General features: G+C 65.5%; 17 protein-coding genes. 3 read left to right on the forward strand and 14 right to left on the reverse strand.

Annotation, left to right across the window (positions count from 1 at the left end; translation table 11 throughout):
• Positions 1-109: 109 nt before the first annotated feature.
• The 5 genes from QDT69_RS03495 to QDT69_RS03515 form a co-directional block, all read right to left on the reverse strand.
• Positions 110-805, reverse strand: a complete 696-nt coding sequence (locus QDT69_RS03495; protein ID WP_279705260.1) for a DUF899 family protein — start codon at positions 803-805, stop codon at positions 110-112.
• Positions 806-884: 79 nt separating this feature from the next.
• Complete coding sequence (locus QDT69_RS03500; RefSeq protein ID WP_279705261.1) at positions 885-2,387, reverse strand: glycosyltransferase family 39 protein; 1,503 nt, start codon at positions 2,385-2,387, stop codon at positions 885-887.
• Between the two features lie 7 nt (positions 2,388-2,394).
• Positions 2,395-3,528 carry a glycosyltransferase family 2 protein gene (locus QDT69_RS03505; RefSeq protein ID WP_279705262.1) on the reverse strand — a complete coding sequence of 378 codons (1,134 nt, stop codon included), beginning with the start codon at positions 3,526-3,528 and terminating at the stop codon, positions 2,395-2,397.
• Positions 3,529-3,787: 259 nt separating this feature from the next.
• A complete protein-coding gene (locus QDT69_RS03510; protein ID WP_050422351.1) occupies positions 3,788-3,994 on the reverse strand; it encodes a hypothetical protein in 207 nt (68 codons plus the stop codon).
• Between the two features lie 67 nt (positions 3,995-4,061).
• Positions 4,062-4,433 (reverse strand): hypothetical protein, encoded by a 372-nt coding sequence (locus QDT69_RS03515; RefSeq protein WP_279705263.1) that lies wholly within the window; start codon positions 4,431-4,433, stop codon positions 4,062-4,064.
• A 140-nt stretch (positions 4,434-4,573) separates the two neighbouring features.
• Here QDT69_RS03515 and QDT69_RS03520 point away from each other — a divergent pair, with 140 nt between their 5' ends.
• Together QDT69_RS03520 and QDT69_RS03525 are read left to right on the forward strand one after the other, a co-directional pair.
• Positions 4,574-5,422, forward strand: coding sequence for a DUF72 domain-containing protein (locus QDT69_RS03520; RefSeq protein ID WP_279705264.1), 849 nt, complete (start codon positions 4,574-4,576; stop codon positions 5,420-5,422).
• A gap of 10 nt (positions 5,423-5,432) precedes the next feature.
• Positions 5,433-5,894 carry a DUF488 domain-containing protein gene (locus QDT69_RS03525; protein ID WP_279705265.1) on the forward strand — a complete coding sequence of 154 codons (462 nt, stop codon included), beginning with the start codon at positions 5,433-5,435 and terminating at the stop codon, positions 5,892-5,894.
• On the opposite strand, the gene QDT69_RS03530 is transcribed toward QDT69_RS03525, so the two are convergent.
• From QDT69_RS03530 to QDT69_RS03570, 9 genes are all read right to left on the reverse strand, one after another.
• On the reverse strand, positions 5,891-6,808 hold the full coding sequence (locus tag QDT69_RS03530; protein ID WP_279705266.1) for a PhzF family phenazine biosynthesis protein: 918 nt from the start codon (positions 6,806-6,808) through the stop codon (positions 5,891-5,893). The genes QDT69_RS03525 and QDT69_RS03530 overlap by 4 nt on opposite strands.
• Positions 6,809-6,907: 99 nt before the next feature.
• Positions 6,908-7,807: an amidohydrolase family protein gene (locus QDT69_RS03535; RefSeq protein ID WP_279705267.1), complete on the reverse strand. Its 900-nt coding sequence runs from the start codon at positions 7,805-7,807 to the stop codon at positions 6,908-6,910.
• A gap of 15 nt (positions 7,808-7,822) precedes the next feature.
• Entirely contained in the window at positions 7,823-9,067 is a 1,245-nt protein-coding gene (locus QDT69_RS03540; protein ID WP_279705268.1) for an MFS transporter, read from the reverse strand.
• Between the two features lie 45 nt (positions 9,068-9,112).
• A complete protein-coding gene (locus QDT69_RS03545; protein ID WP_279705269.1) occupies positions 9,113-9,841 on the reverse strand; it encodes a GntR family transcriptional regulator in 729 nt (242 codons plus the stop codon).
• A 71-nt stretch (positions 9,842-9,912) separates the two neighbouring features.
• Positions 9,913-11,226 carry an adenylate/guanylate cyclase domain-containing protein gene (locus QDT69_RS03550; protein WP_279705270.1) on the reverse strand — a complete coding sequence of 438 codons (1,314 nt, stop codon included), beginning with the start codon at positions 11,224-11,226 and terminating at the stop codon, positions 9,913-9,915.
• Between the two features lie 133 nt (positions 11,227-11,359).
• On the reverse strand, positions 11,360-12,523 hold the full coding sequence (locus tag QDT69_RS03555) for an ABC transporter permease (RefSeq protein ID WP_279705271.1): 1,164 nt from the start codon (positions 12,521-12,523) through the stop codon (positions 11,360-11,362).
• Positions 12,524-12,541: 18 nt separating this feature from the next.
• On the reverse strand, positions 12,542-13,501 hold the full coding sequence (locus QDT69_RS03560) for an ABC transporter ATP-binding protein (RefSeq protein ID WP_279705272.1): 960 nt from the start codon (positions 13,499-13,501) through the stop codon (positions 12,542-12,544).
• Positions 13,498-14,283 carry an efflux RND transporter periplasmic adaptor subunit gene (locus QDT69_RS03565; RefSeq protein WP_279705273.1) on the reverse strand — a complete coding sequence of 262 codons (786 nt, stop codon included), beginning with the start codon at positions 14,281-14,283 and terminating at the stop codon, positions 13,498-13,500. Before QDT69_RS03565 ends, QDT69_RS03560 begins: the two co-directional genes overlap by 4 nt.
• Complete coding sequence (locus QDT69_RS03570) at positions 14,280-15,005, reverse strand: TetR/AcrR family transcriptional regulator (RefSeq protein ID WP_279705274.1); 726 nt, start codon at positions 15,003-15,005, stop codon at positions 14,280-14,282. Before QDT69_RS03570 ends, QDT69_RS03565 begins: the two co-directional genes overlap by 4 nt.
• 294 nt (positions 15,006-15,299) lie before the next feature.
• Between QDT69_RS03570 and QDT69_RS03575 the strand changes: the two genes are divergently transcribed.
• Positions 15,300-16,088, forward strand: a complete 789-nt coding sequence (locus tag QDT69_RS03575) for a DUF4239 domain-containing protein (protein WP_279705275.1) — start codon at positions 15,300-15,302, stop codon at positions 16,086-16,088.
• The last annotated feature ends 18 nt before the right edge of the window (positions 16,089-16,106 follow it).

The raw sequence follows: 16,106 nt of genomic DNA on the forward strand, positions 1-16,106 counted from the left end.
TGGGACATTCCGGCATGCGGCTCTGTCGCCGCATGCCGAGATAAATCCTAGGGAGAATTTCCTTCCCGATCGCCCCGTAATTGCGCGGGGATCGGGCAAAAACCATCCCTCAATAGCTGAGCTTCGGATACCAGTCCGCGCCGCGCCCCTCGCGCGTGGTGTCGAGCAAAGTCCAGAGCGGATCCATGTCCGGCGCACCGCGCGGGTCCTGGCCGGGGTCCATCGTGCCCGCCCCCATTTCGCCAGCCCAGAAATGCCGGATCGTGCCGTCGTGGCGCGTGAAGACGTTGTAGCCGGGCAAATCGCTGTCATCCTTGCTGACATAGTCGCGCGTGTAGTCACCCGACGGATCCGAATAGACCTTGTGACGTGTCCAGCCGCGCGCCCGCTTCGCCTCGATCAATCGCGCGATCGGCGAGCGCGCCACGAAAACCAGCGACACGCGCTGCTCGATATCGGGCAGCTTCTCCTCCCACGTGCCCATGAACGACGTGCACATCGGGCACGGCTTCTCGCGTTGCGGGCCGAACATGTAGCTGTAGACGATGAGTGTCTGCTTGCTGCCGAAGAGATCGGCGAGCGACGCGGCGCCAGACTCGCCGATGAACTCGTAGGCCTTGGTCACCTCGCCGCCGGGCGGCAACGCGCGACGCAGCTCGGCGACGCGCGCGATGTGCCGGCGCAGCTCGATCTCCTCGACGAGCAGCGCCTGGCGCGCGCGACGATACTCCGCGCTCTCATTGGGAAAGCGCCTGGTGTTGGTGCTGGCGAGCTCGGCGGCGGGCTTGAGGACGGAACTGGTCATGGTTGGAACCTCGCGTGGTTGACGGGCTCCCTGGAAGACGAGCCGGCCCCGGATGATCCGACACTCAACGGCAACGATCTTATTGCAGTTCCGGCGGCGGCGAATGGTCCAGGACGTCGCCCTTTGCACCCTCCAGCAGATCGAGCGCGTAGGTCTCGATCACCAGCGGCCCGCGCATGCGCCTGGCCTCGCCTACCGTTTTGACATGGGCGAAATTGTCGCGCACCGCGGCCGGGATCTCCTGCTCGACCTCATGCACGTACAACAGCTTGCCGGACAGCTGCGCCGGGCTCGGCTCTGACATGTTGACCCAGCGAATGCGCTGGCCCTGCTGTGCGACGCAGGTGCCCTTGGGGAGATAGAAGGCAAGCCAGCCGGTGGTGCCGTAGTCCGGCGCCAGCACGCAGCTCGCGCCGGACCGCACGCGCGCCGCCTCGATCTTATCAGCGAGTTCCTGCCAGCCGACGCCGACGCTGCGCACGGTCGCGTCGCGGCGGTAAGCCGAGAGCATGCCGGTGTTGGCCTGCACGATCAGCAGCGCGAACAGCACGACGCCCGTGGGCGCGGCCCAGCGGCGGCAGAAATCGATCGTGCGCTGCTCGCGCGGCGCCCACTGCACCTGGATCGCCGCGACCGCGGCCGCCACCGCGAAGGCCGGATAGACCGGCGCGAACCAGTTGGCCTCGACCCGCGCATGCAGTGCGTGCCAGGTGAAGTAGACCACGATGGTCCAGAACATGCTGTTGATCAGCACGCGCGCGGGCATCGCGCCGGCGCGGCGCCGGTAGAGCGCGTAGAGGCCCATCACGCCGAGGATGAAGACCAGCGGCGTCGCGAACGCAAACTGGGTCGGGATCAACTCGGCGATGTAGGTCGGCCGGAAGTCCTCGATCCGGGCGCGGCCCATCTGCTTGATGAACGACACCCAGTGGTGATCGGCATTCCAGAGAATGACCGGCGCAAACAGGCCGGCCGCGACCAGGCCGCCGAGATACAGCCAGGGCGAGAGAAACCAGCGCCGCAGCTGCGGCACGCTTGCAAGCCAGATAAGGATCGCGGGACCGAAGAACAGCGCGGTGTATTTCGACAGCAGCGCCAGGCCGGCGCTGGCGCCAACCGTTAGCCACCAGGCGCCGCGGCCGCTCTCCAGCATCTTCGCGAGCGCGTACAGCAGGAAGCTGGACGCAACCAGCAGCGGCGCATCGGGCGTCACGATCAAGGTGCCGGCAGCGGCCATCAGCGTGACGTTGAGCAGGATCGTCGCGCTGGCGGCGATGCGCTGGCCGCCGAACAGGATCTCGGCCGCCCGGTAGATCGCCCAGCTCATCGGCAATGCGAGCAGGATCGACACCAGCCGCACGCCGAACGGCGTATCGCCCGCGATCATGGTGCCGAGCCGGATCACCACCGCCACCATCGGCGGATGGTCGTAATAGCCGCCGGCGAGCGACTTCGACCACATCCAGTAATAGGCTTCGTCGAAAGTCAGCGGCGTCCATGCGGCGGCGGCCAGCCGCAACCCGACCAGCGCGCACACCGCAAGCGCGGTGTTCCGGGCCAGCCGCGCCTCGTTCGCGTTCATGCCGCCGTCATCGCTTGCGCCAGACGAACAGCCCGGACATCGCGTAGTTCCACACCACGCCCATCAGCGCGCCGGCCGCGCCCGCAAGCCACCAGATCGGCTCCTGGTCGTAGACCGAGAACGCGACGCCGACATTGGCCAGCAGGCCGACACTGCAGACCAGATAGAACAGCAGCAGGCCGCGCAGGATGCCAAAGCCCTTCAGCCGCTGGTCGCGGTAGGTCAGGAAATTGTTGAGGATGAAGTTGCTGGTCATGGCGACGATCGCGCCGGTGGCCTGCGCCTCCGGGAATGGCGCCTTGAACAGCTCCAGTGCGATGAACAGCACGCTGAGATGCACCAGCAGGCCGAGCCCGCCGACCGCTGCGAACAGAATGAAGCGCAGCGAGATCAGGTCGTTGGTCAGCTTCGCCAGCACGAGGCCAAGGAAGTCGAGCGCGACCATCGAATCGAGCTTGCTCTCGCCATGCTGGCGGGCGCCGAATGTGTAGGGAATCTCGACCGTGCGCAGCTTGCCTTCCGCCGTCGCCACGACGTCGAGCAGGATCTTGAAGCCCTGGGTCGAGAGCTGCGGCGCGAGCTGCTCGAAACGGTCGCGTCGGATCATGAAGAAGCCGCTCATCGGATCGGCGACCTCGACCTTCAGCGCGCGGCGCGCGATCTCGGTGGCGAAGGCGCTGGCGCCGGCGCGCTGCTTGTTGAAGCCGTCGGCCTTGTAGCCCTCGATGTAGCGGCTGCCGACCACGAGCTCGGCCTCGCCGCTCTGCAGCAGTCCCAGCATCTTCGGGAGCTGGGTCTCGTCGTGCTGCAGGTCGGCGTCCATGACGGCGGCATAGGGTGCGCTCGAGGCCAGGATGCCCTCGATGCAGGCGCCGGACAGGCCGCGCCGGCCGATTCGGCGGATGCAGCGCACACGGGAATCCTTCCGCGCCAGCGCGCGCACCACGTCCCAGGTTCCGTCGGGCGAATTGTCATCGACGAAGATGACTTCCCAGGACACGTCCTTCAGGGTCGCGTCGAGCCGGCGGTACAGCACCGTGACATTGTCGCGTTCGTTGAAGGTTGGGACGACCACCGAAAGCTGCGGCAGACTTGCTGCCGGCAATGCGGTTTCGGGGCTCGGCTTGATGGCTTCGTTCATGAGCGCCAGCGTATAGCCGCAGCCTCCCCCGCTGCCAAGGCGGGCCGGCCGAATCGCGGTCTCGGGAAGCGGGAAAACGGGGCAAAATACCCCTGAAAATGCCAACGACCACGAACAAGGGGCGCGCGTACATCCGGCGCAGCCGACATTGTCGTGGTCGTCCCAGCGCCGGAGCCCTTAAGCTGCAACGTCGCCGTTATGATCCAGATAGGAAGCCGCCATGCGGTTCGCAAGGGGCAGTCTGGCGGGCGTCCTGGCGCTAGTTGTTCGGGACTTCCCGGATCACCGGGCCGCGCGGCACGGGGGCTGCCGGCGCGGCCTCGGCGGCGGGCGCCGCCTGCGGTGCCGCTGCGGGCTGGGTCGGGTTACGGAGCTGGCTGGGCGACGGCCCGTAGATGAACGCTGCCGCCAGCGCGATGGCTGCGACCAATGCGCCCAAGAACCCTGCCGTCGATTGTGAGCGCATGCCGATGATCCCCTCGCCTACGCGGATTGATATCAAAAATCGGCCGACCGCAACAGGATTTGGGAACCTATTTCGCGGCGGCCTTGCGCCGGGTGAAGGCGGTCACGATGTCCTTCTGCGCCAGCTCGATCGCGCGGTTGGCGGTGGTCAGATTCGCGTCGGCATCTTGCTTCGGAAATTGCAGCGACAGGAAGTCGATCAGCGACACCCGGAAGTTCTGCCGCTCCGAGGGACAGACATTGGCGATCAGCGAGGTGAACTCCTGGTCGGACAGCGCCTTGTTGCTGTCGCGGGGATATTCGCGGGCGAGACAATTCCGGTAAGCGTCGCGGCCGGTGATCGCGAGCTTGTGCGCATCGTCGACCTCGTCGGCCATTGCAGCGAACGATATCGCAGCGGAGGACATGATCAGGAGGGCGGCCGCAACCAGCATGCGCATATGTTGTTCTCCATTTTGGCGCATCGTAGCGAAGAGCGACAACGACGATAAGCATCCCCCCGCCGATCTGGCAAACTGGCCAATCACGATTATTTTGACTACTCTCGACCCCTGTTCCCTCCCTCACGATGAGTGCAGTCGTGGCCAAAGCTCCCACCAAGGCAACCAAGACAGACGCCAAGACGACCAAGACGGACGCAGGCAACATCTATATCGGCATCGGCGGCTGGACCTTCGAGCCGTGGCGCGGAGTGTTCTATCCCGAGAAGCTCACGCAATCGAAGGAGCTGTCCTACGCCGCCTCGAAGCTGACCTCGATCGAGATCAACGGCACCTATTACGGCTCGCAGAAGCCGGAGAGCTTTCGCAAATGGGCCAGCGAAGTGCCCGACGGCTTCATCTTCTCGCTGAAGGGGCCGCGCTTCGCCACCAACCGCCGCGTGCTCGCCGAGGCCGGCGATTCGGTGAAGCGGTTCTATGATTCGGGCGTGCTGGAATTGAGGGACCGGCTCGGCCCGGTGCTCTGGCAGTTCGCGCCGACCAAGAAGTTCGACGGCGCCGATTTCGGCAAGTTCCTCGAATTGCTGCCGCGCAAGCTCGATGGCCGCGCGCTGCGCCATGTGGTCGAAGTGCGTCACGACAGCTTTTGCGTGCCCGAGTTCATTGCGCTCATTCGCGAGCACGAGGTGCCGGTGGTGTTTGCCGAGCACGGCAAATATCCGGCGATCGCCGACGTCGCCAGCGACTTCGTCTATGCCCGGCTGCAGAAGGGCGATGACGAACTGAAGACTTGCTATCCGCCGAAGCAGCTCGACGCCTGGGCCAAGCGGTTTCAGGACTGGGCCAGCGGCGGCGAGCCGGACGACTTGCCGAAGGTCGACAAAACAGCGCCGAAGAAGGCGCCGCGCGACGTGTTCGCCTACGTGATCCACGAGGGCAAGATCCGCGCGCCCGCAGGCGCGATGGAATTGATCGAACGGGTGAAGTGAGCGAGCAGCGATGGCGAAGGCAAAACGGCTGTTCACCATCGGCTACGAGCAGACGCCGTCGAAAGCCGTGCTCGACGAGCTCCAGCACGCCGGCGTAAAGCTGCTGGTCGACGTCCGCGCCATCGCCTCCTCGCGCCGTCCCGGCTTCTCCAAGACCCAGCTCGCCGCCGGCCTCGACGAGCGCGGCATCGGCTACGTCCACCTCCGCGGCCTCGGTACGCCGAAGGGCGGGCGCGAGGCGGCGCGCAGCGGACAATATGCGCTGCTGCACAGGATCTATTCGGCGCACCTCAAGACGGTGCAGGCCAAGGAGGAGCTCGACGAGCTGTCGGCGCTGGTGAAGAAGTCCGGCCCGGTCTGCATCCTCTGCTACGAGCGCGACCACGAGCACTGCCACCGGCGCTGGATCGCCGAAATCATCGAAGAGCGCGACGGCGTCAAGATCGAGAATTTGGCCGCGCCGCAGCTCTAGCCGCCCTCGCCTGCTACATTCAACGTCCCCTCCATCATCTTCACGCAGCCGCCGCCGACATGCACCGAGGTGATCGCGCCGCCCTGCTTACGGACCCGCGTCAGCAATAGGCTCGGCCGGCCCATATCGACGCCCTGCCCGATCCGCAGCCGCAGTTCGCCGTCGCGCGCGGGATCGATATCGGCAAGCAGCGCCGCGCAGGCAGCGGTCGCACTGCCGGTGGCGGGATCTTCGGACAGCCCGCTCGCACCGGGATGGAACATGCGCGCCTGCAGGTCGAGCGGTTGCTCGCTCGCCGGCACATCTCGGGTGTAGAAATAAACGACGTCGCGGCCGATCTGCGCGAGCGCCCTCGCGAACGCAGCGGCATCGGGCCGCGCACGCTTCAGTGCCTCGCGCGACGCGATCTCCACCACCAGGAACGGCAGGCCAACCGAGACGACCTGCGGCGCATGCCGGTCGGTCTTCACATCGTCGGCCGACAACGACAGGCACGCAGCCGCATCCGCCGCACTCACCACATTGGTCCGCTGCAAGGCCTGCGGCGCGGTCAACTCGGCGCCGGCCACCCTGCCGCCGTCGGACAGGATCGCGACCGGTACGAGGCCGGCTTTCTCTTCGAATTTCAGCTGCTCGGGCGGCTTCACCGCCTGGCTCGCCAGCACGAAGGCGGTGCCGACATTGGGATGGCCGGCGAACGGAATTTCCGAACGCACCGTGAAGATGCGAACGTTGGCGTCGTTGGCCTTGTCTTGCGGCGGCAGCACGAACGTCGTCTCGGAATAGTTGAACTCGGTCGCGATCGCCTGCATCTGCGCGGTCGACAGCCCCTGGGCGTCGAGCACCACGGCGAGTGGGTTGCCGCCGAAGGCGCGGTCGGTGAAAACGTCGACGGTGATATAGCGCCGCTGCATCGTGCGTGTCCTTGTGCTCCGGTCATCCGCGACCGATGGCGTCATCGTAGCACAGCCGCAATGAAGCCATTCAGAGCACTCGGTACAATCACACGTGAGCTAGAACCGAAACAGCGCGCGCGGCGATGCGAGCACGCGTGCGCGCTCATCGGCATCGGTGACGAGTTCGTCGAGGAATTTGCGGTTCTTCGTGTAGCTCTGCGTCGACTCGAATTGCGTGTGCGGCCAGTCGCTGCCCCACAGCAGCCGATCGAGGCCGTAGGCATTGCGCAGCAGCGGATAGGCCTGCTTCGCGAACGCCTCGCCGTTGGGACCATTGCGATACGGCGCGGAAATCTTGACCCAGACATTGCGCGTCGCGCCGAGCTTGAGCACCGCCTGGAAGCCGGGATCGTCGATGCCGAGCTTCGGATCGGGCAAGGCGAAGTGATCGAGCACGACCTTCACGCCCTGGTCGAGCAGCGTTGGCGCGAGCGTCGCAAGGTCCGTCGCATTGCGCTGGATCTCGACCTGCCAGTCGAGCGTCCGGATCTGCGCCAGCAGCGCCGTCCACTCGCCCGACGTCAGATCGGGCAGCTTCTGGCCGACCAGATTGAGACGGATGCCGGCGACGCCGGCGCGATCGAGTTCGCGGAGCTCCTCCGCCGCGACCGTGGGATCGACCACGGCGATGCCGCGCAGCCGGCCATTGGTCGCCTTCAAGCATTCGACCAGATAGGAATTGTCGGTGCCGAGAAAGCTCGGCTGCACCAGCACGCCGTTGGTGATGCCGTTCTGGTCGAGCTGCTGCAGATAGAGCGCGAGCGGTGCGTCGTAGTCGGGCGCATAGCGGCGTCCCGGCGCGAGCTTCAGCCCGCGATGGAAGACGTGGGCGTGGGTATCGATCGCCGGTTGCGGCACCTCAGCCCTCACTTTGCGCGCCAAGCCGCCCGCCGACAACGCGGCAACCATCCCCGCGGCAAACCGGCGCCGCGTCAACCCGTGTTCGTACGATGTCATGATCATTCCTCATCATCACGCGCGCGCAGCGGTGGCCTGCTCGAAAACCTTGCCGCGGGTTTCCGGCAGCATCAGCACCGCGACCAGCACCAGCGAATAGGCAAACGCCGCGTCGATCCCGATCGCAGCCCCAAGGCCGATGTGATCGCTGAGATAGCCGACCAGGAAGGGAAACGCCGCGGAGACGATGCGGCCGAAATTGTAGCAGAAGCCGACGCCGGTACCGCGCACGCCGGCGGGATAGAGCTCGCTGAACAGCGCCGCCATGCTGGCGGGAATGCCCGCCGAGAAGAAGCCGAGCGGGAAGCCCAGCACCAGCATCTGTGAATTGGAGAGCGGCGCGAAGATGTAGACCAGCACCGTCACGACGCAGGCGGCCGCGAACAGCGTCACGTTGGCGCGGCGCCCGATCCGGTCGCTGATGATCCCCGAGGCCACGCAGCCGCAGAAGAACGCGACGATGATGACCGCGAGATAGGCGCTGGAGCCGAGCACCGAGAGATGTCGCACTTCGCGCAAGTAAGTCGGCAGGAATGTCGTCAGCGCCGCATAGCCGCCATGGGCGCCGATGCCGAACAGCCCGCCGATCAAGGTCGACCGCAGCACGTCGCGGTGGAAGATGCCGGCGAGCGTTGCGAAGAACGGCGGCTCGGCCGCGCGCGATGCGGCACGCGGCGGCTCCTTCAATCCGCGGCGGATATAGAGGATCAGGAGCGCCGGGATCAGGCCGACGGCGAACAGGATGCGCCAGGCGATGTCGGCCGGCGCATAGGTAAACACCAGGGCCGAGAGCAGCACCGCCGCGCCCCAGCCGACCGCCCAGGCGCTCTGCACGGCGCCGAGCGCCTTGCCGCGATGCTCGGCGCGAATGATCTCGGCCATCAGCACCGCGCCACACGCCCATTCGGCGCCGAAGCCGATACCTTGAACGGCCTTCAGCACCAGCAGCTGGGTATAGTTCATCGCGAACGCAGAAGCGAAAGTTGCAAGCGCAAAGGTCGCCACCGTGATCTGCAGCGCTTTCACGCGCCCGAAGCGATCGCCGAGCGCGCCGCCGAGCCAGCCGCCGAATGCGCCGAAGAACAGCGTGACCGAGCCGAGCAGACCTGCATCGGCCTTGCTGATCCCGAACGCGGTGATCAGCGCCGGAATGGCGAGGCTGAACATCTGGACGTCGAGCGCATCCAAGCCCCAACCGCCGAAACTTGCCCAGAAGGTGCGCCGTTCGAGCGGCGAGCATTCGCTGTACCAGTTTGCCATCATTCCTCCCTGAAATGTCTTGTGTTGTTTTATTTGCTTGCCGCGCTATCTGATCTCGGCGTGGTAGCGGAAGCGATCCGCCGGCCCGCGCGAGCGGCGCCATTCGATCGGCCGCCGCTCCAGATCGAATGCGAGGCGCTCGATCACGATCAGCGGCGCGTTAGCTTCGAGCCGCAGCAGGCGCGATTGCATGTCGGTTGCGATCTCGACGGTGAGGATTTCATCGGCGGAGACCACGACCTGGCCGCAGCGATCCTCGTAGAGCGGATACAGGAGATCGCCGAATTCAGCGGTGTCGAGCGCAAGGATCGCCTCGAAGCGCGACCGCTCGAGCCAGATCTCCTCGGCGAGCAGCGGCACGTCGTCGATCAGCCGCAGGCGCGACAGGCTGATGACGGGCTCGCCGACGCCGATGCGCAGCGCCGACGCAACGGCCGTCGTCGCCGGCATCGCCTTGCGCCGCACGATACGGCTTTGCGGCACGCGGCGCTCGCCGCTCTCGGACTGGAAGCGGAAGAAGCGGAACAGCGAGGAATTGAATCGCGCGCGGCGCACGAAAGTGCCACGCCCTTGTTGGCGCTCCAGCACGCCGTCGCTGACGAACTGATCGATCGCCTTGCGCACGGTGCCGATGGCGACGCCGTAATGCGCGCCGAGCTCGGCCTCCGAGGGGATCAGATCTCCCGGACGCCATTCATTGCGATTGATGCGCGCCGCGAGATCGTCGCGGAGACGCTGGTAGCGCGGCAGGCGGTCGTCGAGGACTGAATTCATCTAGTCATCTATATGAGTATATGACGCGGCGTCAATCGCTACCTTGATACCTCAAACCTGAATGCGGCAGCCTACCCTAGTTGCCAGACTGCCACCGGGTGCTCGTAGCCCCGCACCGGGATCTCGCCGCGCGAGACGGCGTCCTTGCACTCGTCGCCCAGGGCATCACGCACGGCAGCCGAGATCAGGAATTGCGTGCCGAGCTCCTTGTTGAGCGCCTCGAGCCGGGCGGCGAAGTTCACGGTGTCGCCGATCACGGTGTACTCCTTGCGCCGCGGCGAGCCGATATTGCCGGCGACGACCTCGCCGACATGGATGCCGATGCCGATCCGCAGTGGCCAGCTCGACGTTGCGTTGGTGCGCTCATTGGCGGCCAGCATCTCGCGCGCGGCCGCGACCGCCTGATGCGCGGCGTCGCCGGCCTCGAACGGCGCACCGAACAGCGCGAGGAAGCCGTCGCCCAGGAACTTGTTCACGATGCCGCCGTGGCGATCGAGGATATCGACCAGCACCGCGAACGCGCCGTCGAGCCTGTCGACCACCTCCTGGGGCGAGCGCGTGCTCGCTCCCGCGGTGAAGCTGCGGAAATCGACGAACATCACCGCGACGCGGCGGATATCGCTCCCGGTGCCGGCGCCCTCGGTCATCAGGCGTTCGACCACTTGCGGCGAGACGTGCTGGCCGAACAGATTGGTGATGCGGTCGCGCGCGGTGGCGGCCGCGATGCTGGCTGCGAACTGCCGCCGCAGCTGCAGGCCGACCGCACCGGCCAGCATGCCGCAGATCAGGATGATCGAGCTCCGCGCCGCGTGATAGTAGATGCTGGGATCGACCTCGACGCGATCGGCCGCGTGGAAGAAGACCGCCATATAGAACAGCTCGGTCGCCGCGACGAAGCCGGTGAAGGTCGAGAGCCAGAAGTCGAGCCGCAGCGTCGAGAGAATGATGAAGACGAAGTAGATCAGCGGCGCCACGAAGCCGAGCGCCTCCTGGCGGCCCATGCTGTCGATATGCAGCGCCAGCACGACGGTTGGCAGCGACGTCTCCACCAGCACGCCGATATAGCGCCGGATCACCGGCAGGTCGCGCCCCTTGCGCATGTGCCAGCTGATCGCCCCGTGCACCCAGAGCTCGAATACGATCAGCGGCACGATGACGTAGAACACATAGACCGGGCTGAGATTGCCGTGCCAGACGCGGCTGACCGCCTCGGGGGCAAAGAAGTAGACCAGCAGGCTGATGACGCCGAGCAGGATCGTGGTGCCGATCAGCACCTTGATGCGGAGCAGCTCGGTGGTCATCACCTCGCGCATCAGGGCGTGATGGAAGTCTGTCGCGACCGTCGTGCCGCCCTTCGCGCCGTCCTTGTCCAAGACTTCCGTCATTCCCTCACCCTGTCATTCCGGGGCGCGAAGCGAACCCGGAATCTCGAGATTCCCCGATGCGCAATCGCGCATCTGAGGTTCGGTGCTTCGCACCACCCCGGAATGACGATGAATAGTTGCGCTCATACTAGCCTCAATCGAGCGTGCGGCGGAAGCGCGTCACGGCGACGGTCATGGCGAACAGCATCAGGGCAGCCAGCGCGATGGTGTCGTATTGCAGGTTCGGCATCGCCGCGCCCTTCAGCATGATGGCACGGACGATGCGGATGAAATGAGTCAGCGGCAGGACCTCGCCGATATATTGCGCCCAGACCGGCATGCCGGCGAACGGAAACATGAAGCCGGAGAGCAGGATGCTCGGCAGGAAGAACATCATCGAGAGCTGCATCGCCTGCAGCTGGTTCTGCACGATGGTCGAGAATGTATAGCCGATCGACAGATTAGTGGTGATGAATAGCGTGGTGAGCAGCCCCAGCAATGTGAGGCTGCCGAGCACCGGCACGCCGAACAGCAGCACGCCGATGCTGATGATCAGCCCGGCCTGGATGAAGCCGACCATCACGTAGGGGATGATCTTGCCGAACATCACCTCGATCGGCTTGATCGGCATCGACAGCAGGCTCTCCATGGTGCCGCGCTCGATCTCGCGCGTCACCGACAGTGCGGTGAAGATCAGCATGGTCATCGTCAGGATGGTGCCGACCAGGCCGGGCACGATATTGAGGCGCGATTCCGCCGCCGGGTTGTAGCGGGCATGGGCGCGGATCTCGAACGGCATATCCGGGGGATCGCCGATATGCAGGTCATGCGCCAGCGCGGTCTGCACCAGCGGCCCGAGCGCGGCGAGCGCGGTGCCCGACGCCACCGGGTCGGTGGCATCGGCCGCGACCAGCAGCGCCGGCCTGTCGCCGCGCCGCACCGCGCGCTCGAAGCCGCGCGGGATCTCGACGCCGAACAGCACCTTGCCGGATTGCAGGAGCTCGTTGAACTCCGCGACGGTGTGGACCTCGCGGGTGAAATGGAAATAGGAGGTGTTCTCCATCGCCTTCAGGATCGAACGCCCGAGATCGGTATCCTCCTGGGTCAGCACCGCGGTCGGCAGATTGCGCGGCGTGGTGTTGATGGCGTAGCCGAACAGCGTGAGCTGCAACACCGGCAGCATGATGATCATGGCGAACGAGACGCGGTCGCGGCGAAGCTGGATGAACTCCTTGACCAGCATCGCATAGCTGCGGCGCCAGAAGCCGAATGCCGGCTCCCTCTCTTCGCCATTCCGGATTGTATCCGTCGCACTCATGGCACTTATCCTTGACGACTATTTCCGGAAATTGTCCTTGGAGCGCCCCATCAGATCGATGAAAACGTCTTCGAGCGACGGCTCGCTCGGCTGCCAGCGCCACTTCGGATTGTCGCGATAGGACGCGATCGCGGTCTCGAGCGCCGCCTTGTTGCGGCCGGAGACATGCAGGCTGGTGCCGAACGGCGCCACCATGTCGACGCCGGGCTTGTCCGTAAGATCGGCCATCAGGCCGTTGAAATCCTCGCCCGTCACCGTCCAGGTCGACAGCGCGGAAGCCGCGATCACCTCGTCCACCGTGCCGTGAGCCAGCAGATGGCCATAGGCGATATAGGCGATCTCGTGACAGCGCTCGGCCTCGTCCATGTAGTGGGTCGAGACCAGCACGGTGAGGCCTTCGGCGGCGAGCGCGTGGATCTCGTTCCAGAAATCGCGCCGCGCCTTGGGATCGACACCGGCGGTCGGCTCGTCCAGCAGCAGCAATTGCGGATTGGGCAGCGTGCAGGCGCCGAGCGCGAGCCGCTGCTTCCAGCCGCCGGAGAGATTGGCGGCGAGTTGCTCCTCGCGGCCCTTCAGTCCGATCCGCGCGATCATGTCGGCCGCGGCGCCGCGCGCGTCCGGCATGCCATAGAGCCGCGCCACGAACTCCAGATTCTCGCGCACCGACAGATCCTGGTAGAGGCTGAAGCGCTGCGTCATGTAGCCGACCTTGCGCTTGATCTTGTCGGCGTCGCGCCGGATGTCGTAGCCGAGGCAGGTGCCCTCGCCGCTGTCGGGGGTCAGCAGGCCGCACAGGATACGGATGGTCGTGGTCTTGCCGCTGCCGTTGGGCCCGAGGAAGCCATAGATCGAGCCGCGCTTGACCTGCATCGACAGGTCATGGACCACCTCACGTCCGCTGAACGATTTGGTCAGGCCCTTCACATCGATCGCAATGGACGATGCGCTGGGCTGCGTGCTGGTGGGGCCGCCGTTCATCTGCGCTCCGCCACCGGCGTCTTCGGATTGAGGTAGACGCTGATCGGCTGACCGACTCGCAGCACATCGGGCCGGCTCGGCCGCGCCTGGATCAGATAGACCAGCTTGTTGCGCTCATCGAGGCTGTAGATGACAGGCGGCGTGTATTCCGCCGTAGTGGCGATGAAGTAGATCTTGGCGGTGAGATCGGCCGCGCAATTGTCGCAGGTCACCCGCACCTCGTCGCCGAGCGCAAGCTTCGGCAGCTCGGTCTCCGGCACGAAGAAGCGCAGCTTCATGTTGCCGGGCGGCATGATCGACAGCACCGGCCGCTGCGCCTGCACCATCTCGCCCTCGCGGAAATAGATCTGTTGGATCGAGCCCGCGATCGGCGCAAAGCCCTTGCGGCGGTCGAGGCGCGTCTGCGAGGTGTTGACGCGCGCCTCCGCGACGCGCAGCGCCGAAACGGCGGAATCGAGATTGGCCTGGGTGCCGGCGCCGGTGCCGCGCAGCGAGGCGGCGCGGTCGTAGCTCTGCTGGGCGTTGGCAAGGGTGGCGTTGTTCTGGTTGAGATCGGCGCGCTGCAGATCGTCGTCGACCGAATAGAGCAGATCGCCGGGCTTGACCTCGTCGCCCTCGCGCACATTGAGCTTGATGACGCGGCCGGATTCGTCAGGGCTGACGAAGATCATGTCGGCCTCGACCCAGCCCTGGAAGCCGGGATCGCGCTTCTCCTGGCACCCGGCCAGCACCGCCGCCAGCGCAACGATGGCCACGACTTTCATCATGTGCGACGCGGTCATGTCTGCCTCCGTTCGCCGAAAATCAGATCGAGATGAATCTTGAACATCGCGAGCCCGTCGAGCGGCGCATGCCGGGCAAACAGGCTCTGCCAGATCACCGCGACGATCGCGGGCGCCACCACCAGCTGCGGGAAATCGCCGAGCTCGCGGTGCTTGATCTCGCCGCGCGTGATTGCGAGCTGGACCAGCGCCTTCATGCCGGTCAGGCCCTTCGACACCACCTCGCGGAAATAGAAATCGGCGATTGCCGGAAAGCGCGGCCCTTCGGAGACGATCAGGCGGATGATGTCGCCGCGCCGGGTGGACACGATCTCGCGGATGAAGGTCTCGGCAAACCCCTCCACCGCGTCGCGTACCGGACCGGTGATGGTGGGCAGCGCGGTCATGCGGCTGATCAGCGGCACCAGCGCGGTGCGGATCAGCTCCTCGAACATCGATTCCTTGTCCTTAAAGTACAGATACAGCGTGCCCTTGGCGACGCCCGCCCGCTTGGCGACATCGTCGAGCCGCGTCGCGGCAAAGCCGCGGGCGATGAACTCGTCCATCGCCGCCTCGACGATGGCAGCACGCCGCTCCGCCGACTTCTCGGCGCGGTTCGCAGGCGGCCTCGCCTCGGCCAGCTTTGCCGAAGCCACCTTCGGGATCCTCGCCGCCGCGGCTCGGATCGTGGTCCGGCGTTTGGCGGGCTTGGTGCGGGTCGATGGTTTGATGCGCTTGGTCATGGTCAATATTATGACTGACTGGTCAGTCATCGTCAAATGTGATCGGGACTAACCAGCTGCGGCGCGAAACGTTCCAGCCTTTGGGTGGGTGTACGGCCCCGATCTCGCGGCGCGTTCCGCCCATGGGTGCCGCGCAATAAAACCGCGGAAAGTAGGATCACAGCTGTTACCGGAAACAACCCGGCTTTCCCTGCGCGACGGGTTAAGGCTTACTTCGTGCTCTCCCACAGGGGAGGCAGCGCGGTCATGCGCTGCGGCAAGAGTTGATTCAGGCGATCGGCTGGGGAGACGCCAATGAGCGACTGGCTGCACAACCTTGCAGTGCCGTGGATGGCCTTGGTCGTCTTCGGCTTCACCTATTTTCTCGCCATGCTGGTTTTCATGGCCGTTGCGGCGCTGTCGACCAAGGCGCGGGTGGCGGCGTTCAAATCGATCTCCGCCGGCTTGTTGCCGGTGCTCGGCGTCATTTTCGGCCTGTTCGTTGCCTTCACCGCGGCTCAGGTCTGGAGTGACAGCGATCATGCAGCAACGGCGGTGAGCCGCGAAGCCAGTGCGCTGCGAGCCGTGATCCTTCTCGCCGGCGGCCTGCCGCCGGAACAGGAGGCGCGTTTGCGCAGTCTCGTTCATGACCACGTCGAGGAAGCGGTCGCCGTGGAATGGCCAATGATGGCGCGCCAGAAGGCTTCGCTCAAGGCCGCGCCTGCCGCCCTCACCGAGGCACTGCGGCTGGTCATTTCGATGCCTGTGCAAAGCCCGGGTCAGCAGACGGCGCAGCGCGAGATCATCACGGCGCTGGATACGGCGCTCGACGCGCGACGGCAACGGCTGATCCTCAGCCAGTCCGAAGTCAACGCAATCAAGTGGTGGTGCCTTTACGTTCAGGCCGTCTGCGAGTTGCTGGCGATCGCCCTTATTCACTGCGACAATCGGCTGGGGTCTGCCATCGCCATGGGACTGTTCGCGACCGGCGTCGCGACATCGGCTCTGCTGATCGCAGCGCATGATCGGCCGTTCACGGGTCAGATATCGATTGCGCCCACGCCGTTGCTGCAAATCATGCCGGACAAGGAGGTGAGCCGGTAGTGATGGACGCTCCGGCGG

This window comes from Bradyrhizobium sp. CER78 (assembly GCF_029846235.1).
Classification (GTDB): Bacteria; Pseudomonadota; Alphaproteobacteria; order Rhizobiales; family Xanthobacteraceae; genus Bradyrhizobium.

Coding starts and splice junctions, on each gene's coding strand:
- QDT69_RS03575 (WP_279705275.1), top strand. CDS start 15,300: ATGAGCGACTGGCTGCACAACCTTGCAGTGCCGTGGATGGCCTTGGTC.
- QDT69_RS03555 (WP_279705271.1), bottom strand. CDS start 12,523: ATGAGTGCGACGGATACAATCCGGAATGGCGAAGAGAGGGAGCCGGCA.
- QDT69_RS03495 (WP_279705260.1), bottom strand. CDS start 805: ATGACCAGTTCCGTCCTCAAGCCCGCCGCCGAGCTCGCCAGCACCAAC.
- QDT69_RS03570 (WP_279705274.1), bottom strand. CDS start 15,005: ATGACCAAGCGCATCAAACCATCGACCCGCACCAAGCCCGCCAAACGC.
- QDT69_RS03500 (WP_279705261.1), bottom strand. CDS start 2,387: ATGAACGCGAACGAGGCGCGGCTGGCCCGGAACACCGCGCTTGCGGTG.
- QDT69_RS03535 (WP_279705267.1), bottom strand. CDS start 7,807: ATGACATCGTACGAACACGGGTTGACGCGGCGCCGGTTTGCCGCGGGG.
- QDT69_RS03545 (WP_279705269.1), bottom strand. CDS start 9,841: ATGAATTCAGTCCTCGACGACCGCCTGCCGCGCTACCAGCGTCTCCGC.
- QDT69_RS03560 (WP_279705272.1), bottom strand. CDS start 13,501: ATGAACGGCGGCCCCACCAGCACGCAGCCCAGCGCATCGTCCATTGCG.
- QDT69_RS03550 (WP_279705270.1), bottom strand. CDS start 11,226: ATGACGGAAGTCTTGGACAAGGACGGCGCGAAGGGCGGCACGACGGTC.
- QDT69_RS03565 (WP_279705273.1), bottom strand. CDS start 14,283: ATGACCGCGTCGCACATGATGAAAGTCGTGGCCATCGTTGCGCTGGCG.
- QDT69_RS03530 (WP_279705266.1), bottom strand. CDS start 6,808: ATGCAGCGGCGCTATATCACCGTCGACGTTTTCACCGACCGCGCCTTC.
- QDT69_RS03505 (WP_279705262.1), bottom strand. CDS start 3,528: ATGAACGAAGCCATCAAGCCGAGCCCCGAAACCGCATTGCCGGCAGCA.
- QDT69_RS03515 (WP_279705263.1), bottom strand. CDS start 4,433: ATGCGCATGCTGGTTGCGGCCGCCCTCCTGATCATGTCCTCCGCTGCG.
- QDT69_RS03510 (WP_050422351.1), bottom strand. CDS start 3,994: ATGCGCTCACAATCGACGGCAGGGTTCTTGGGCGCATTGGTCGCAGCC.
- QDT69_RS03540 (WP_279705268.1), bottom strand. CDS start 9,067: ATGGCAAACTGGTACAGCGAATGCTCGCCGCTCGAACGGCGCACCTTC.
- QDT69_RS03525 (WP_279705265.1), top strand. CDS start 5,433: ATGGCGAAGGCAAAACGGCTGTTCACCATCGGCTACGAGCAGACGCCG.